General features: G+C 59.3%; 9 protein-coding genes. 7 read left to right on the top strand and 2 right to left on the bottom strand.

The window, feature by feature from the left end:
- Window positions 1-4: 4 nt before the first annotated feature.
- The 6 genes from AC0KVQ_RS04030 to AC0KVQ_RS04005 all read left to right on the top strand — a co-directional run bounded on the left by AC0KVQ_RS04030 (window position 5) and on the right by AC0KVQ_RS04005 (window position 10,959).
- The gene (locus AC0KVQ_RS04030; protein WP_473419840.1) at window positions 5-4,555 is read left to right on the top strand and encodes an alpha-2-macroglobulin family protein; all 4,551 of its coding nucleotides are present in this window, start codon (window positions 5-7) and stop codon (window positions 4,553-4,555) included.
- Window positions 4,518-6,158, top strand: coding sequence for a DUF2300 domain-containing protein (locus AC0KVQ_RS04025; protein ID WP_473419839.1), 1,641 nt, complete (start codon window positions 4,518-4,520; stop codon window positions 6,156-6,158). The genes AC0KVQ_RS04030 and AC0KVQ_RS04025 overlap by 38 nt, the downstream gene beginning before the upstream one ends.
- Before the next feature lies 1 nt (window position 6,159).
- A complete protein-coding gene (locus AC0KVQ_RS04020) occupies window positions 6,160-6,900 on the top strand; it encodes a YfaP family protein (RefSeq protein ID WP_473419838.1) in 741 nt (246 codons plus the stop codon).
- A 261-nt stretch (window positions 6,901-7,161) separates the two neighbouring features.
- Window positions 7,162-8,253 carry a 3-phosphoserine/phosphohydroxythreonine transaminase gene (gene serC / locus AC0KVQ_RS04015; protein ID WP_473419837.1) on the top strand — a complete coding sequence of 364 codons (1,092 nt, stop codon included), beginning with the start codon at window positions 7,162-7,164 and terminating at the stop codon, window positions 8,251-8,253.
- 60 nt (window positions 8,254-8,313) lie between these two features.
- The gene (locus AC0KVQ_RS04010; protein WP_473419836.1) at window positions 8,314-9,489 is read left to right on the top strand and encodes a phosphoglycerate dehydrogenase; all 1,176 of its coding nucleotides are present in this window, start codon (window positions 8,314-8,316) and stop codon (window positions 9,487-9,489) included.
- A gap of 210 nt (window positions 9,490-9,699) precedes the next feature.
- Window positions 9,700-10,959 (top strand): nitronate monooxygenase, encoded by a 1,260-nt coding sequence (locus AC0KVQ_RS04005; protein ID WP_473419835.1) that lies wholly within the window; start codon window positions 9,700-9,702, stop codon window positions 10,957-10,959.
- Window positions 10,960-11,029: 70 nt separating this feature from the next.
- Here the strand turns inward: AC0KVQ_RS04005 and AC0KVQ_RS04000 are convergent, their stop codons facing one another.
- Complete coding sequence (locus tag AC0KVQ_RS04000) at window positions 11,030-12,982, bottom strand: DUF4914 family protein (protein ID WP_473419834.1); 1,953 nt, start codon at window positions 12,980-12,982, stop codon at window positions 11,030-11,032.
- Between the two features lie 318 nt (window positions 12,983-13,300).
- Here AC0KVQ_RS04000 and argA point away from each other — a divergent pair, with 318 nt between their 5' ends.
- On the top strand, window positions 13,301-14,617 hold the full coding sequence (argA, locus tag AC0KVQ_RS03995) for an amino-acid N-acetyltransferase (RefSeq protein ID WP_473419833.1): 1,317 nt from the start codon (window positions 13,301-13,303) through the stop codon (window positions 14,615-14,617).
- Between the two features lie 57 nt (window positions 14,618-14,674).
- Here the strand turns inward: argA and AC0KVQ_RS03990 are convergent, their stop codons facing one another.
- On the bottom strand, window positions 14,675-16,462 hold the full coding sequence (locus AC0KVQ_RS03990; RefSeq protein ID WP_473419832.1) for a glycoside hydrolase family 15 protein: 1,788 nt from the start codon (window positions 16,460-16,462) through the stop codon (window positions 14,675-14,677).
- Window positions 16,463-16,572 lie beyond the last annotated feature (110 nt).

Below are 16,572 nucleotides of genomic sequence, written 5' to 3'. Positions count from 1 at the left end.
GCCGATGAAAACAATTTTCCGGATATTTCTGTTGTGCCTGTGCCTGATCCTTCCGGCCCATGCCGATCAACCCCTCCAGGGATCAGCCTTCTTTTTGCTGAGCGATACGACACATGGCTCCGCAGAACCGGCGCAGGTGCGGCTGGAAGCCGGGAATCTCGGGGCAATTGCCGAATACGGCGGCGTTGATGTCTATGTCTATCGCGTGAGAATGCCACTCGAATTCCTGAAGGCGCAGAAAAATCTGCACCGGGTCACGGTGCGCGGCAACTACACCGGCGAGGGCCTGGCCAATGTGCTGGCGGACACATGGGATCACTGGTGGATCATGTCACGACGCTACTGGCGCACGGTTTTTTCCAGCGAGGCACGCAATGCGGTCACTGCACAATCCGCCGAAGTACGCACGCATCCTTTGCAACACATCGCGCCGCCGGTGGCGCTCAATCCGCGCTATCAGCCGCTAAAAAATCACACACTGGTCGACAGCTTCCGGTATCCGGTTGAGATCGCCAAACCGATCCAGCCGCCCAAAGGCGTGAAACTGGACGGCAGCAGCAGCAATTTCATCGAAGCGCGTACAGGCAATGTGCAGATTCCGCTCGGCAAACTCGAACCGGGTCTGTACCTGGTCGAGGCCATGTCTGGTGACTATCGCGCCGTCATCCCGGTTTTTGTTTCCGATTCGATTGCCGTGACCAAGGTATCGGGCGAGCAGATGCTGGTATGGCTTGCTCACCGGGAAAACGGCAAGCCGGTGGCCGATGCGCGTGTGGTCTGGAGCGATGGCGTGGGCGTGCTCGGCAACGCCACCACCGATGGCAGCGGCATAGCCACCTTCAAGCGCGGTACACCGGAAAAATCCTATGTCTACGGGGAAGATGCGCGCGGCGGTGTTTTTGTGGCAGAAAACTTCTACTACGACAGCGAAATCTACAACACCAAGTTCTACGCCATAACCGATCGGCCGCTCTATCGCCCGGGCGACACCGTCTTCGTGAAATTCCATGGCCGCACGTTTCTGAATGCGCGTGATTCAAAAGCCATCGAAGCCGGCACGCTCGAACTGGAAGTCTTTGATGCCGGCGGATTCCCGGTAGCCAAACAGACCGTACCGGTCCAGCCGCAAACGGGCGGCGCCGCCAGTTTCACCCTGCCCGACAACGCCGTGGCCGGCGGCTACGAATTGCGCTTTGCCTACAAGGGCGAAAGCTATGGCGCGGCGTTCCGCGTCGCACAGTACCAGAAGCCGCATTTTGAAATCGGTATACAGCCTGCCAAAAAGGATTTCAAGACGCGCGAAGCAGTGACAGGCCGTCTGCAGCTGACTTATCCGGACGGCAAGCCGGTAGCCAATGCCCGCGTGGAAATGACCGTACGCGCCCAGCAACTGTCCATGGTCGGCGGCGATCTGACTTATGCCGGCCAGTTCCCGGTCAAGCTCGATACCGAGGAATTCACCACCGACGCCAAGGGGCTGGTGCAATTCAAGCTGCCGGCGGCAAGCGAACCCAGCCGCTATGTGGTGTCGGTGCTCGCCACCGACGGCGCGGCCTACCGCGTGCGTGCCACCAGGGAAATACTGATCGAACGCGGGGCAAGCACTTATAGCCTGCGCGCACCCAAAGCATTCTCGGCAATCGGTGAGCGCGTGGTTTTTGCGATTGGCGCACAAGGCACAGGCGAAGCACCGGCGAGCTGGGACTGGGTGAAACTCGAAAGCCGCCAGCGCGCCAGCGGCAAGCTGGCTGCTACCGACCGTTTGGAATTGAGCTTTGCCGAGCCGGGCACTTACACGATCAATCTGCGCGATACCGCCGGCAATCTGGTCGGCGCAGCTTCGCACCATGTCAGCGGCGCGGGCGTCAAAGCGCCGGAAGGCTCGATCCTGATGGTGTTCGACAAGACCGAATACCGCCCCGGGGAAACCGCGAGCGCGCTGATCACTTTCCCGCAGCCGGTCGACGAAGCCTTGCTGACGCTGGAACGCGATCGTGTCGAAAAAACAGCGCTGCTGGGTAGCGCCAGCGGCTGGATCAGATCGAAACGGATTTCGCCGCAGCAATGGCGCATCGAAATGCCGGTTGAAACCACTTACGCACCGAATGTGACGCTCTCGACCACCTTCGTGCGGGGCGGCGAATATGCCTTCCAGAATCTGGGGCTGAAAGTCGCCTTGCCGCGCGTGGAGGTCGGCGTGCGCGCCGACAAGGCGGTGTATGCGCCCGGCGAGAAAGTCACGCTTGATCTGAGCGCGATGCTCGGCGGCAAGCCCGCAGCCGGTGCGACCTTGGCAGTCGGGGTGGTCGACGAGATGGTGTATGTGCTGCAACCCGAAATTGCGCCGGATATTTTCGATTTCTTCTACCACCCGCGTCGCAACAATGTGCGCACGTCGGCCAGTCTGAATTTCATCGGCTACGATCTGGCCGCACCGCCCCTGCAAGCGGCAATACCGGCACGCGGACAAACGCCGCAACGCGCGATCAAGCTGCTGGAGCGCCCGCGCCGTGAAGAAAAAGACACCGCTTTCTGGCAACCGGAAGTACGCACCGACGCACAGGGACGTGCGAGCGTGTCCTTCACCATGCCCGATTCGCTGACGCGCTGGCGTGTGACCGTGCGTGCGGCCGCGCCAGGCGGGGAAGTTGGCCAATCGCTCGCTTATGTGCGCTCGGACAAGGATTTTTACGCCAAGTGGACCAGCCCGAACTGGTTGCGCTCGGCAGACCAGCCGGTGGCCAGCGTGGCGATTTTCAACCAGACCGGCAAGGATGCGCAGGCCGAGCTGACCGTGACCGGCGCCATCGAAAAAAAGATCGACAATATTCTGCTCAAGCCAGGTGCCAACTTTGTCGCACTACCTTTCGATGGTGGCGCCAAGCAGCCACGATTGGGAATTGCGCTGGCCGTTGGCGGCAAGCAGGTTGATGCACTCGCCGTACCATTGACGCTGGCTCCCAATGGCTGGTTTGGCCTGTTTGTGCAGAATATCGCGCTGAGCGCTGCCGAGACGCCGATCAAATTGCCGGCCGATGCCCGCCAGATACGCGTACAACTCTCGGATAGCGCCAATCTGCAATTGCGCCGGCTGATCGACGATCTGATCGAGTATCCCTATGGCTGCGCCGAGCAGACCGCGAGCCGGCTGATTCCCTACAGTCTGGCGCTGAGCGCCTTGCAGCCGGCCGATGAACGCTTGGCTGCACCGCTGCGCCAGAAGCTCAATGGCTACCGCTTCCGGCTGGCGCAAATGGCCGGGCCCAATGCCACCTTCGGTTGGTGGTCCGTACCGGAAGAAGATGGCGATGCCTTTGTGACGGCTTATGCCTACTATGCCGACTGGCATGCCAGCCGTGCGTTGGGCATGAAAATGCCGGCCGGCCACTTCGATCGTCTGCTGGAGATTTATCGTCAGGACGGTCAGAAACGCCTGGTCTGGCAACGCGCGCTGATGTTGTACTGGATGCATGAAATGGGCTTGCCGGTACGCTCGCTGGCTGAAGCACTGACCGAACAGGCTGTCGGATTCAAGCCTGGCGGCAAACCGGCGCGGACCAGCCATGCCAGCAGCCTGGTCATGGCGCCGGACGACTCCGGACTACAGCCCGTGATGGGCCTGCTGCTGGGGGCCTACGTGGTGCAACAGTCCGGCGGCAAACTCGCTCCACGGGTAACACAGGCAGTACAGGCCGCAACGCCGATCGTCGCGCAGGCAGGCACACCGCTGGCCGATGCATTGCTGATGCTCGCCGGTCACCGTCCGAATACCGACACGGCTGCCATCCTGGAAAAAATTCGCGCCGACGCGCCGACCATCGACCGATCGCTGGTTTTGCTCTGGAGCCATCGCGCGCTGGGCGGCAGCCCGGCCCTGCAGCGTCAGGCCGCACAGCCTGCACTGGCCGCACCGTGGTTCCCGCGCTTCAGCAGCACGGGCCAGCCGGTATATCGCTGGCCTGCCGGCAGCCTGCCAAGCTCGCTCAAGCTCGCAGGTACGCCCAAGCCGGGCCTGAATGCCGTGTTGCACTACGAAAGCCGGGAAGCCGAAGAAGGCAAACTGCCGGTTGCCTTGCAGCGCACGCTGTATCGGCTGGTAAAAGAAACCGCCCCGAAGGGCGAGGAAGAATCATCCGCCGCGCAGGGTAGCATGCGTTTCCGTCTGCAGAAGGCTGACCCCGGCACCCCGCTCAAAACCGACGAACTGTATCTGGACGAGGTATCCCTGAAACGGACCGGCGAATCACCGATGCGGTTTGGCATCGTCGAAATCCCCCTGCCGCCGGGTGCGGCAGTCGAGCCAACCACCTGGGGTGTGCTGGTACGTGAGGGCCGCGGTGAATACGAAGCGCTGGCCCGCGCCACAGCCGAAGAAACACCAACCGGCTATGCGATACCGGTTGAACTGCTCGGCGATACCGTGATTCATCGCCACCTGTTGCGCGTGGCACAGCCCGGCCGCTACACCTTGCCGCCGGCACGCTACTACCGCATGTATCAACCCGAACGCAAAGCCTATGAAAGCAAGCCGCGTGCTGCGCTTATCGTTCGCTAGTCTGGTGCTCGCGGGCAGCTTGGCCAGCCATGCTGCAACACTGGCCTGGCTGACAGATGGCCAGGTACAGACCCGCACACTCTCCAGCGCCCCCCAACCGGAAACCGTACCGCTCGGCAGCCTGTGGAAGCTGTATGCCTACGCTTATCTGGTGGAAACACAGGCCAGCGAGCACGCATATACCTGCCCTGCCCGCCCAATGAAGGCCGGTGATGAAAACTTGCATTGTTGCGCGCCCGGTGAAACGGTCGGGCGCGATCTGGCGCTGGCGCGTTCTTGTTCGCCCTATTTCTCTCCGCAGCGCCTAGGCGTTTCCGCTACCGACTGGCGCACGTTCTGGCAGCGGCATGCGATGCCCGACTGGCTGGGCGATCTTGGCAGGATGCAGCCGGCTACCACCATCCCGTTGCCGGAGCTGTTGCAAAGCCTGCGCGCTTTTAGCCCGGCCATGCGGGAGGCTGCACGCACCGCACTCCTGCACGCTGCGGTGGAAGGCAATGGGCGCGAAGCCTGGCCGGCACTGGGAACGGGAATCCGCTACAAGACTTACTCCTGGCACGATGCAACGGGGCGCGCGCTGGGTGGCGCAGCGGGCTGGCTGGTCGATGGCACACCGTTCTGGTTTGGTGCAACCGGCTCCAGCCGCAGTGCATTAGGCCAGTGGGCTGGCCAGATCGCATCTGCTTTGCCCGAAACACGGGCGGATGCGTTGCCGCAGGAATCCACCTGCGTCGATGTCGATTTCTTTGCGCGTTACCCATTGCGTGCGGTCTGGCACGGCAAGGAAGCGGCACGAGCCGGTCGGATGACGGGTACCTACCGGCTGGAATTTGCCAATGGCAACAATCTGACCATCCACCCGCGCGGGGAGTTGTTTTTGCAGACAGGCGATTCGCCAACCATCGCCGGCCGCTTTGGCCTGAACGAATATATTGCCCGCGTGATCGCACGCGAAGGCGACACGTCCATGCCACAAGCGGCCAGCGCGCTCGCCATCGCCGCACGGACTTACCTGACACAGAACGCGGCATACGCCGGCGGTTGCTGGCGCATCGACGATTCGACCCGCAGCCAGCGCGTCAGCCCGAATCCTCCGGATCGCACGGCACTGGCAGCAGCCTGGTTTACCGATGCGCTGGTGCTCGATGGCGTACCGGTGCAATACCACCGGGACAGCGCCGGTGAAAACCGTCTTTCCTGGCAGGATGCGCGTGTGCAGGCACAAGCGGGCTGGCACTTCGAGCACATCTTGCGCGCGGCCTATCCGCGCGCCAGCCTGATCGCGCTTGATGGCTCGCGCGAATGTCGCCGGCTGACGGCTGCGGAAACCTGGTTGAATGCCATGACCGCTCGCTGGCAGAAGCAACTTGCACGCGAACCTGGCTTTGAGCTGCTAAAAACACCGCCACAAATCTGTTCACTGCGTGCTGGTCAGCCTTATGCCGACCAGCGTCGTTTGCGCATCCACGCGCGTGGCTGGCGTACGCTCGATGAGCGCATCACGCTCGCGCACGAATATCTGCATCTGGTGTTTCGTTTTCATCCGAATGGCGCCGACGAGGAATATATCGAACGGCTCGCGCGCCGACTGATCGAGGGTTGACATGGGTAAGTCAGGCATTGCATTACTGTTGGCAACCGGTATGGCCTGGGCCGAAACGCCGCACGGCGGCTGGCGCCATGACCACAAGGCCGAGACCGGTTTCGTGCAACCGGTGAATTACCCCGCAGCATCCGTCACGGCAGAAGGGCAGGATAATGCGCTGGCGCTGATCCAGGGACGCGTAGCCGCCAAACGCAAGACGCCGGCCACGCTGGTAGTCAACGGGGCAGCGATGCCGCTGCTGGCGGATGAATCCGGTCACTATGCGCGCCCTTATGCCTTTGGTTCGGGCTCGAACAGCGTGGAAGTACGCGACGGCAGGCAAGTGCGGCGTGTGCAGTTTTATGAAGCCAATGCAGGCAAACCGCAGGCACGGCTACGTGTGCTGCTGTCCTGGGATACGCCCGGCACCGATCTCGACCTGCATGTCATCTCGCCCGATGGCCAGCACGTGTTCTATGGTCATCGCGTGGCCAATAACGGTGGCGCACTCGATGTCGATGTCACCACCGGCTACGGCCCGGAAATCTACGCGAGCCCGGCTCCCCTCCCCGGCGTGTATCACGTCTATGTGAACTATTACGGCAACGGGGGCGATGAAAGCGATCCGGGCGCAATCACGCTGGCGCAAGTGGCCGTGGTATCGCAGGAAGGCACGCTATCGGAAAAACGCCAGGTCGTGCAGGTGCCGCTGCGCAATCCGGGTGAGCTCACGCTGATCAGGTCATTCAGCTACCCATGAAGTGCATGGATCACTGAAAAAAGCGCAAACACAGGCCGAATCCAGCCGCAATCGGTGCAATGCACAAAAGCATGCGCGATTTCGTGCAAAGACTTCGTGTTTTGTGATTTTTATGACATGGGTCAGCGGCCAAAAATCTTTCAATCTGGTATCTTTCTGCCTTGAGCGCGAATATCCGGGTTTACCCTGATATTCAACCGGCACTGGCAAGCCTGCCCTGCTGGTCGCAACCAGATTTTACAAGTAAGGAGCCACAACCAAATGTCTCGTGTTTATAACTTCTCCGCCGGCCCTTCGATGTTGCCGGAAGCCGTTCTGCAAAAAGCTGCCGCCGAGATGCTCGACTACCAGGGCACTGGCCAGTCCGTGATGGAAATGTCGCACCGCTCCAAGCCGTACGAAGCCATCATCAACGGCTGCGAAGCGCTGGTGCGTGAAGTACTCGGTGTTTCCGACGATTACCATGTGCTGTTCCTGCAGGGCGGCGCCAGCTTCCAGTTCCACATGCTGCCGCTGAACTTCATGACCATCAACAAAAAGGCCGATTTCACCCTGACCGGCCAATGGGCGCAGAAGGCTGTTGAAGCAGCTTCCAAGCTCGGCACCGTGAATATCGTCGGTTCCTCGAAGGACAAGAAGTGGTCCTACCTGCCGGAAATCGCAGGTGCGGACAAGGATGCGGATTACTTCCACATCTGCAACAACAACACCATCGAAGGTACCCAGTACCACGCGATCCCGGATGTCGGCAATGTACCGCTGATCGGCGATGCCTCGTCCGGCATCCTGTCCGAGCCGATGGATGTGAACAAGTTCGCCGTACTGTACGCTGGCGCACAGAAGAACCTCGGCCCGTCCGGCGTGACGCTCGTGATCATCCGCAAGGACATGGTTGACCGCATCCCGGCCGGTCTGCCGACCATGCTCGACTTCCGCACCCACATCGAAGCCAAGTCGATGTACAACACCCCGCCGTGCTACGCGATCTACATCATGAAGCTGGTGCTGGAATGGGTGAAGGAAAAGGGCCGCGAAAACCTGTTCGCCCAGAACGCAGAAAAAGCTGCCATGCTGTATGACTTCCTCGACAGCTCGAGCTACTTCTACAGCCCGGTGGAAAAGAGCGTGCGTTCGCTGATGAACGTACCGTTCATCACCCGCGTGGCCGATGCCGAAGCAGCGGAAGCCATCAACAAGAAGTTTGTGAAGGAAGCCGAAGCCAAGGGCCTGGTAAACCTGGCCGGTCACCGCTCGGTCGGTGGCATGCGCGCGTCGATCTACAACGCGATGCCGGTTGAAGGGGTCAAGGCATTGGTTGAATTCATGAAGGAATTCGAGGCGAAGAACGCCTAAGCAGTATTGATACATTTTCAGGTCGCCTTCGGGCGACCTTCGGTTTTTAAAGGACACACAATGTTCAAAATCCAGACTCTGAACAAGATCGCTGCCTGCGGCCTTGATCGCCTGCCGCGCGACAACTACGAATCCGCCACCGAAATCGTGAACCCGGACGGCATCCTGCTGCGTTCGGCCGACATGCACAGCATGGACATCCCGGCTTCCGTGAAGGCCATTGCCCGCGCCGGCGCTGGCGTAAACAACATTCCGCTAGACAAGTGCACCGAGCACGGCATCGTGGTGTTCAACACCCCGGGTGCGAACGCCAATGGCGTGAAGGAAATCGTGATCGCGGCGCTGCTGATGTCAAGCCGCAACATCGTTGAAGGCGTCAACTGGGTCAACACCCTCAAGGGCAAGGGCGCCGATGTACCGCCGCTGGTCGAAAAGGGCAAGGCACAGTTCGTTGGCCCGGAAATCCAGGGCAAGACTTTGGGCGTGATCGGCCTGGGCGCCATCGGCGTAATGGTGGCCAATGCTGCCAATGCGCTGGGCATGAATGTGATCGGCTACGATCCGTTCGTCAGCATCGATGCCGCATGGAAGCTGTCGCATGAAGTGAAGAAGGCTGCCAGCCTGGATGCGCTGATTGCCGAATCCGACTACATCACCATCCATGTGCCAGCCACCAAGGACACCAAGAACCTGTTCAACGAAGAGCGCATTGCCCGCATGAAGAAGGGCGCGCGCCTGATCAACTTCAGCCGCAACGGCCTGGTCGACAACGCTGCCATCAAGGCAGCCATTGCATCCGGCCATGTCGCCGGCTACGTGATCGACCTGCCGGAAGATGAACTGATTGGCGTGGACAAGGTGCTGTGCGTACCGCACCTGGGTGCCTCGACCCCGGAATCGGAAGACAACTGTGCGGTGATGGCTGCCGACCAGATGCGCGAATTCCTCGAGCGCGGCAACATCAAGAACTCGGTGAACTTCCCGGCCTGCGAAATGGCACCGTCCGGCAAGACACGCATCACCATCAGCAACAAGAACGTGCCGAACGTGATCAGCAACCTGACTGCCGCCATCGGCGCTGCAGGCCTGAACATCGACGACATGATCAACAAGAATAAGGGTGATGTAGCCTACAATATCATCGACGTTTCAGGCGACGTCAGTGAAGACCTCGCTGGCAAACTGAAAGCGGTTGATGGCGTGATCAACGTGCGCATCATCCCCGATTGCGCCTGATCCTGTAATACAATTGCGCCACCCGGCAAGAAGGGGCCACTCATGCGAGTGGCCTTTTCGCGTTGAGGCGCGGCCTGATAACGGTTTTCATTTGGTAAACTACACGGTTTACTGGCCTGCTAGCCCTCACCCGCGTTGAGTACGTGTCTTATCCCTGGCAACGGGATCTGCGGTGCGCTTGCCAATCTTGATGGTTATGGAAGGAATGCAATGAAACGAGTGGATGATTTCCGGCTTCGATTTGGCAAGCAGGAGCTGGTACCGATCATGATCGGCGGCATGGGCGTAGATATTTCCACAGCCGAACTGGCACTGGAAGCTGCCAGATTGGGCGGTGTCGGCCATATTTCGGACGCCATGTCTCCCACCGTCTCCGACCGGCGTTTCAACACCCGGTATGTGAAAGACAAGCTGCAAAAGTATAAGTACAACGTCGCCAATACCGACAAATCCGAAGTCCAGTTTGATCTGGGACTGCTGGCCGAAGCCACGCGCATGCATGTGAGCAAAACCATGGAAGCCAAGCGCGGCTCTGGCATGGTATTCATCAACTGCATGGAAAAGCTGACGATGAACGCGCCGCGCGAAACGCTGCGCACACGCCTGCACGCAGCACTGGATGGCGGCATTGATGGTATTACACTCAGCGCGGGCCTGCACCTGGGTTCGTTTACGCTGATGGAAGACCACCCGCGTTTTCGCGATGCCAAGCTCGGCATCATCATCTCTTCAGTGCGCGCGCTGCAATTGTTCCTGCGCAAGAATGCCAAGCTCAACCGTCTGCCCGATTTCATCGTGGTAGAAGGCCCGCTCGCGGGTGGCCACCTCGGCTTCGACATCAAGGACTGGGCGAAGTACGACCTGCGCACCATCGTGCTGGAAGTACTGCAATACCTGCGTGATGAACATCTGGATATTCCGGTGATTCCGGCCGGCGGTATTTTCACCGGCTCAGACGCTACCAATTTCCTGGAAGCCGGTGCCGCTGCAGTACAGGTCGCCACGCGTTTTACCGTGGCACGCGAATGCGGCTTGCCGGAAAAAGTGATGCAGGAGTATCTCAAAGCCACCGAAGCCGACGTCGAGGTCAACACGGTTTCGCCGACCGGCTATCCGATGCGCATGCTGAAATCCAGCCCTGCCATTGGCTCGGGCATTCGTCCGAACTGCGAAGCCTATGGCTATCTGCTCGACGGCAATGGCAACTGCTCCTACATCAATGCCTACAACAAGCAGATCGAACTGCATCCGGATGCCAAGAAGATTTCCGTAATGGAAAAAACTTGCCTGTGCACGCACATGCGCAATTTCGATTGCTGGACCTGCGGCGCCTATGTCTACCGCCTGAAAGACACCACTCGCAAGCTGGCTGACGGCTCCTACCAGATCCTGAGCGCCGAGCACATTTTCAAGGATTACCAGTTCAGTACCGACAACAAGATCCTGCTGCCGGAATCTCTGCTGGCATAACGGGTACTGGCAACATTACAAACAAAACGGGGAGGCCACTGGCCTCCCCGTTTTTTGTCTGGCTAACTGATCAATCCTTGAACATCTGGTGCGGAATCAGCTTCCAGTAGTCTTCCTGCGTGGCATCGTTCATGCATGCCTCGATGATCTTGCGACCCAGCGGATCCAGATCATCCGTCAGGTAAGCTGCCAGTTCACGCTTGAAGAATTCCTTCCACTGACGGCCGGCTTCGGCATAGGCTTCCGGACCGACTTCGCGCTGCATGTCGACATGCAGCAGCACCGGCGGAATCAGGGTGCCTTCGATCTTGACCTGCTTCGGAATATAGCCAAGCAGCGGGCATGCAGTCTGAACCAGCTGATCGCGACTGAAACGTGCACTACCGCGACGGGCCAGGTATTCGCGCGCAATCCATTCCGACATGAAGCCCACCTTCCAGGCGCCGACATACTGGTTCGGAATCAGCACATGGCGGGTATCAGTATTCTCAACGATCTGCTGCAACAGCAGGTTTGCCTGATCCACACGGCGGCCGGTACAGAATGCCCAGTAAGAGCCTACCCCTTCCGAATGCATGCCCTTGGAATCCTGGATGCTCGGGTTGGCATGACCACGCGGAGCGACCAGACGCCACAGCCAGGCGAGTGCCGGCGGCAGAATGTGCAGCATACCGAGAATGCCGTACTGCTGGCTTTCCTTGTGGGTTGGCGGGCAACGCACGCCAAAGCTGCGGACATTAATCGATGTGGTTCCCTCTTGAATACCGTCGATCATGTCACGCGGAATGATCACGCGCGGATTGGTACACGGCTTGCCCGGTGCATCTTCAATATGCTCCCACAGCAGCGCCTGGCCACCCGGCACGATGTAATGATTGAGGAAAACCAGCGGACGGCCCGGATTCATGCACAGCTTTTCCAGGTGCGGATCCGTGCCGTAACCCTTGATATGGTCAACACGCACGAACCAGCCATTTTCAGCATCGGCAATATTGAGCTTGGATTGGCCTTCGTTGTAACGCGGATGCGCACAGCCCATGTCATCGGCCATCGGATTCAGATGGCAGGCTTCCGGCAGGGACAGCGTGCGCTCCTCGCCAGTCACCACATTCTTGCCCAGCAGCAGTCGGCCATCTTCCATGCGATGGATATGCTCGGTCATTTCGCTCTTGCCGCCACCGGATGCGCCTTCGTGCATGATCACGATCTGGTTGTCGTACGGGGTCACCACGCCGACAGCCGAGCAGTGGTTGGTCGTCCAGCCTTCGCGCTCGCCGATGTCGAGCAGCATCGAGTAAACCCCCTTCTTGGCCGACGGGCCCGGATAGAGGTTGTAGGCATAGATTTCCTGGTGTGAGCTGTAGCGCGAATGCACCACGATCTGCTTGCCATCGTAATGGGTATGACGGAACGGCGGGGCGATGAACAGTACGCCACCCGACAACTTGAAGTTGGCCGGCACTTCGCTGTTGGGAATCATGCCCTGCAGATCCGCCAGGGCACCGGCAAAGAAAGCGGCGTTCTTCGGGCAAATCAGCAAAGCACCATAGCCCAGCTCATCAGGACCGGCATAGAACGGCACCACCACCAGCTCCTGTGTCTTGAGCCAGTCGAGCGTTTTCTGGCGCATCTTGTCGAATTTTTCGCCAAAACGCTCCTGATAAGTCGGCTTGTCGGTCGGCAGATTATCGCCAATCACCATGGCATCCGGATCGCGGCGACGCATGCGCGGATCAACAAAGTTGACCGCCAGGCCATTGCGCGCCTTGGTGACTACGGCTTCGACCACACGCCCCACGCCAGGCACGTCGAAGGCGGACTCATATTCGCCCTTGTCCTCGCGATTGCTGTGGTTCCAGTCAGTAGCACCAGCTTCGCGACCGAGCGCCCAGTTAAACAGATCCTCGCGGTGTTCTGCGACATACAAAGCCGGGGCAGCACTGAGCACTTCAATCACGTGTGCAGGCAAACCGAGTGAAACCCAGTCCTTCTTGAAGTCAATCTTGCGAATCGTTTTGTCCATGGTTGAATAATCCGGTGAATACCTTGCAAGGCCGGGTGAGTAAAACCCCCAACTTGACGCGGCAAAACAAAATGAAGAAACAAAACTTGTATTTTAACTACATATTGCCGCTCAGGACCAGCCAAAGTGGCATGACCAGACCTGCATCGCCCGCCGAAACATGACATTTCGCAATTTCCTACAACACCTGTAGGCTGTGCAGCAGCACAAGCAATACTTGTACATGCCGTGACGCTTCCCGCGCACATTTTCGGCCACACCATCGAGCCTGCGGCGCTAGAATACAGTTCGTTACCCACCTGACACACTGATTCCGACATGCCCACCACCGATTTCGTCGATTGGTTCCGCCAGGTAGCCCCCTATATCCATGCCTTTCGGGGCCGCACCTTTGTCATCGCCCTCGGCGGCGATGTTGTGCGCGATGGCAAGTTCTTCCAGCTCACCTACGATATCAACCTGCTGACCAGCCTGGGTGTACGCCTGGTGGTGGTACATGGTGCCCGCCCACAGATCGAAGCACGACTGGCCGAGCGCGGACTGGAAACCAGCTACAACCAGGGCATGCGCGTAACCGACGCCGCCGCGCTGGAATGCGTGATCCAGGCCGTGGGAGCAGTGCGGGTCGAAATCGAATCCCTGCTGTCGATGGGCATGCCCAACTCGCCGATGGCCAACGCCGATATCCGCGTTTCCGCCGGCAACTTCATCACCGCCCAGCCCATGGGTGTGTGCGATGGCGTGGACATGATGTACACCGGCGAAGTGCGCAAGGTCGACACCACCGCAATCCGTTATCGGCTCGACGATGGCGAGATGGTGCTACTTTCCACCATCGGTTACTCGCCCACCGGTGAAGTTTTCAATGTCCCGCTCGAAGACATCGCCACCAGCACAGCCGTCGCACTGAAAGCCGACAAGCTGCTGTTCCTGCTCGACCAACCCGGCGTGGTAACGGAAAGCGGAGAGCTGCTGACCGACTTGACCGCACTGGAAGCCGAGCAATGGCTGGCCAGCAACACCTTTGCCCATGAAGACATCAAGCTCTATCTGCCGTGCGCCATTCGCGCCGTGCGTCAGGGCGTCAAGCGGGCGCACCTGGTCAGCCACCATACCGATGGCGCGCTGATGATGGAACTGTTCACGCGTGACGGTATCGGCACCATGGTCTCGCACGAATCGCTGGAAACGCTGCGCGAAGCCACCATCGACGATGTCGGTGGCATGCTGGCACTGATCGAGCCACTGGAAGACCAGGGGGTACTGGTCAAGCGCGGGCGCGAGCTGATCGAGCGGGAAATCCATCGCTATTCGGTGCTGGAATACGACGGCCGCATCATCGGCTGCGTGGCCATGCATCCGTTCCTGGAAAACCGCATGGCCGAGATGGCCTGCCTGGTGGTCGACCCGGCCTACCGCGAGGAAGATCGTGGCGAAAAGCTGCTCAAGCATATCGAGCAGCAGGCGCGCAGCCTGGGGGTGCGCAAGCTGTTCGTGCTGACCACGCGCACCGCGCACTGGTTCATCGAACGCGGCTTCGCCCCGGCCACGGTCGAGGATCTGCCGATCGAGCGCAAGCGGCTTTACAACTACCAGCGCCGCTCCAAGGTTTTCATCAAGCAGATCGCCATCTGATTTCACAGCACCTCGAAAAAACCACTGTATTTTTCGAGGTGCTTTTCAATGAAATCTTCAGTAAGCCTGATCCCAGCGCTTGGATAAACGCAATGCGCAGTTGATCAGCCCCACCATGCTGTAGGTCTGCACGAAATTGCCCCACAGCTCGCCTGTCCTGCTGCAGTAATCCTCGGCCAGCAAACCTTGCGGGTTGCAGCAGCGCAGCAGCGTCTCGAAGATATGACGCGCCTCCTCCCGGCGCCCCAGCGCCTGCAGGGCATACACATACCAGAACGTGCAGACGAGAAAGGCATTGTCGGGGGTACCGAAATCATCCTGCTCGACATAGCGGTAGATGAAATCACCATGCTTGAGTTCGGCCTCGATTGCAGCCACCGTCGAAATAAAGCGCGGATCGCAGGCAGTCAGGAAACCGAACTCGTGCAACAGCAGCATGCTGGCATCGAGCGCATCATCGCCCCAGGCAGCAACAAACGCCTGCTTTCTTTCGTTCCACGCCTCCTTGCAGATCACGCGATGCATCCGGTCTGCGGCCTCCCGCCAGTAGCTCTCGCGTTCGGACAGCCCCAATTGCTGCGCGATGCGCGCCAGACGATCACAAGCCGCCCAGCAGATCACGCTTGAATAGGTATGCACGCGCTTCTTGCCGCGCAATTCCCAGATTCCGGCATCAGGCTGGTCGAAATGTGCAAGCGCCTGCACACCCAGGGGTTCCAGTCGGCGGAACAGATCGGCATCACCACGCCGGAACAGCCGATGATCGAAGAACATGTGCGTGGCCGACAGAATGGCGGAGCCATACACATCATGTTGCACCTGTTCATAGGCCAGATTGCCCACGCGCACCGGCCCCATGCCACGGTAACCCGCCAGTGCCGGCGCAGCATTCTCATGCAGATGCTCCTCGCCACTGATGCCATATACCGGCTGCAGCAAGCCGTGCTCCTCGCCAGCGGCAACATTCAGGATGTAACCGAGGTACTTTTCCATGGTGCTGGTCGCACCCAGCCGGTTGAGCGCGTTGACCACGAAATAGCCATCGCGCAGCCAGCAATAGCGGTAATCCCAGTTACGTCCGGAATCGGCATGCTCGGGAATCGAGGTCGTCATCGCCGCCACGATCGCACCGGTATCTTCGCTGGCGTTAAGCTGCAATGTGATCGCGGCACGAATCACTTCATCCTGCCACTCGACCGGCACAAACAGGCTGCGTACCCATTCGTGCCAATATATTTTCGTTTCTTCCAGAAAGCGACGCCCCACCACCTCGACCGCCTCATGCAGGGTTTCGTCCGCGCCGAGGACAAAGGTCAGCGTATCGTCCACGAACACCGGGCGCCGTTCCTGTATGGCGCTGATCGAAGCATCGGTGGTCAACCGCAGCGTCAGATCAGGCCCGACATAGCGGATATGATGGCTGCCGAACGTCACTTCCGGACTATGCTCGCCATAACGAAACAGTGGCTGGATATTGGCAATCATGCGCGGCGTACCGGATACACGCCGCACCCGGCGCACCAGCATCACCGGATGGAACATCCGGCCAAAAAGCCTGAATCTCGGTGCAAAATCAGTCACTTCCAGACAACCACCCTGCGCATCATGCAAACGTGTCACCAGTACGGCGGTATTGGTCTCGTAGCACTGTTCCGCATGCGAGAAATTCACCAGCTCGATGCCAAATGCGCCTCGTCCGGTTTCATGTGCCTGCGGCTGCAACAGATGGCAGAACACGGGATCGCCATCAAAACGCGGAAAGCAACTCCAGACAATATGGCCGCGTTCGTCGATCAATGCGCTGATGGCACCATTGCCGATCAGCCCCAGATTCAGATTACTCATCCGCCTCTCCTTTCGCATTCCGCTACAAATACCCGCAAGCTCTGCCGGCAATGTGTCGTTTCGATGACAAATTAAATTTGTACAAATACAATATGGCGAAGTAAAAGTAT

It is taken from the genome of Formivibrio sp. oc-25 (assembly GCF_055810895.1).
Note: the sequence above shows the minus strand (reverse complement) of the source record. Positions and strands in the feature narration are given on the sequence as shown.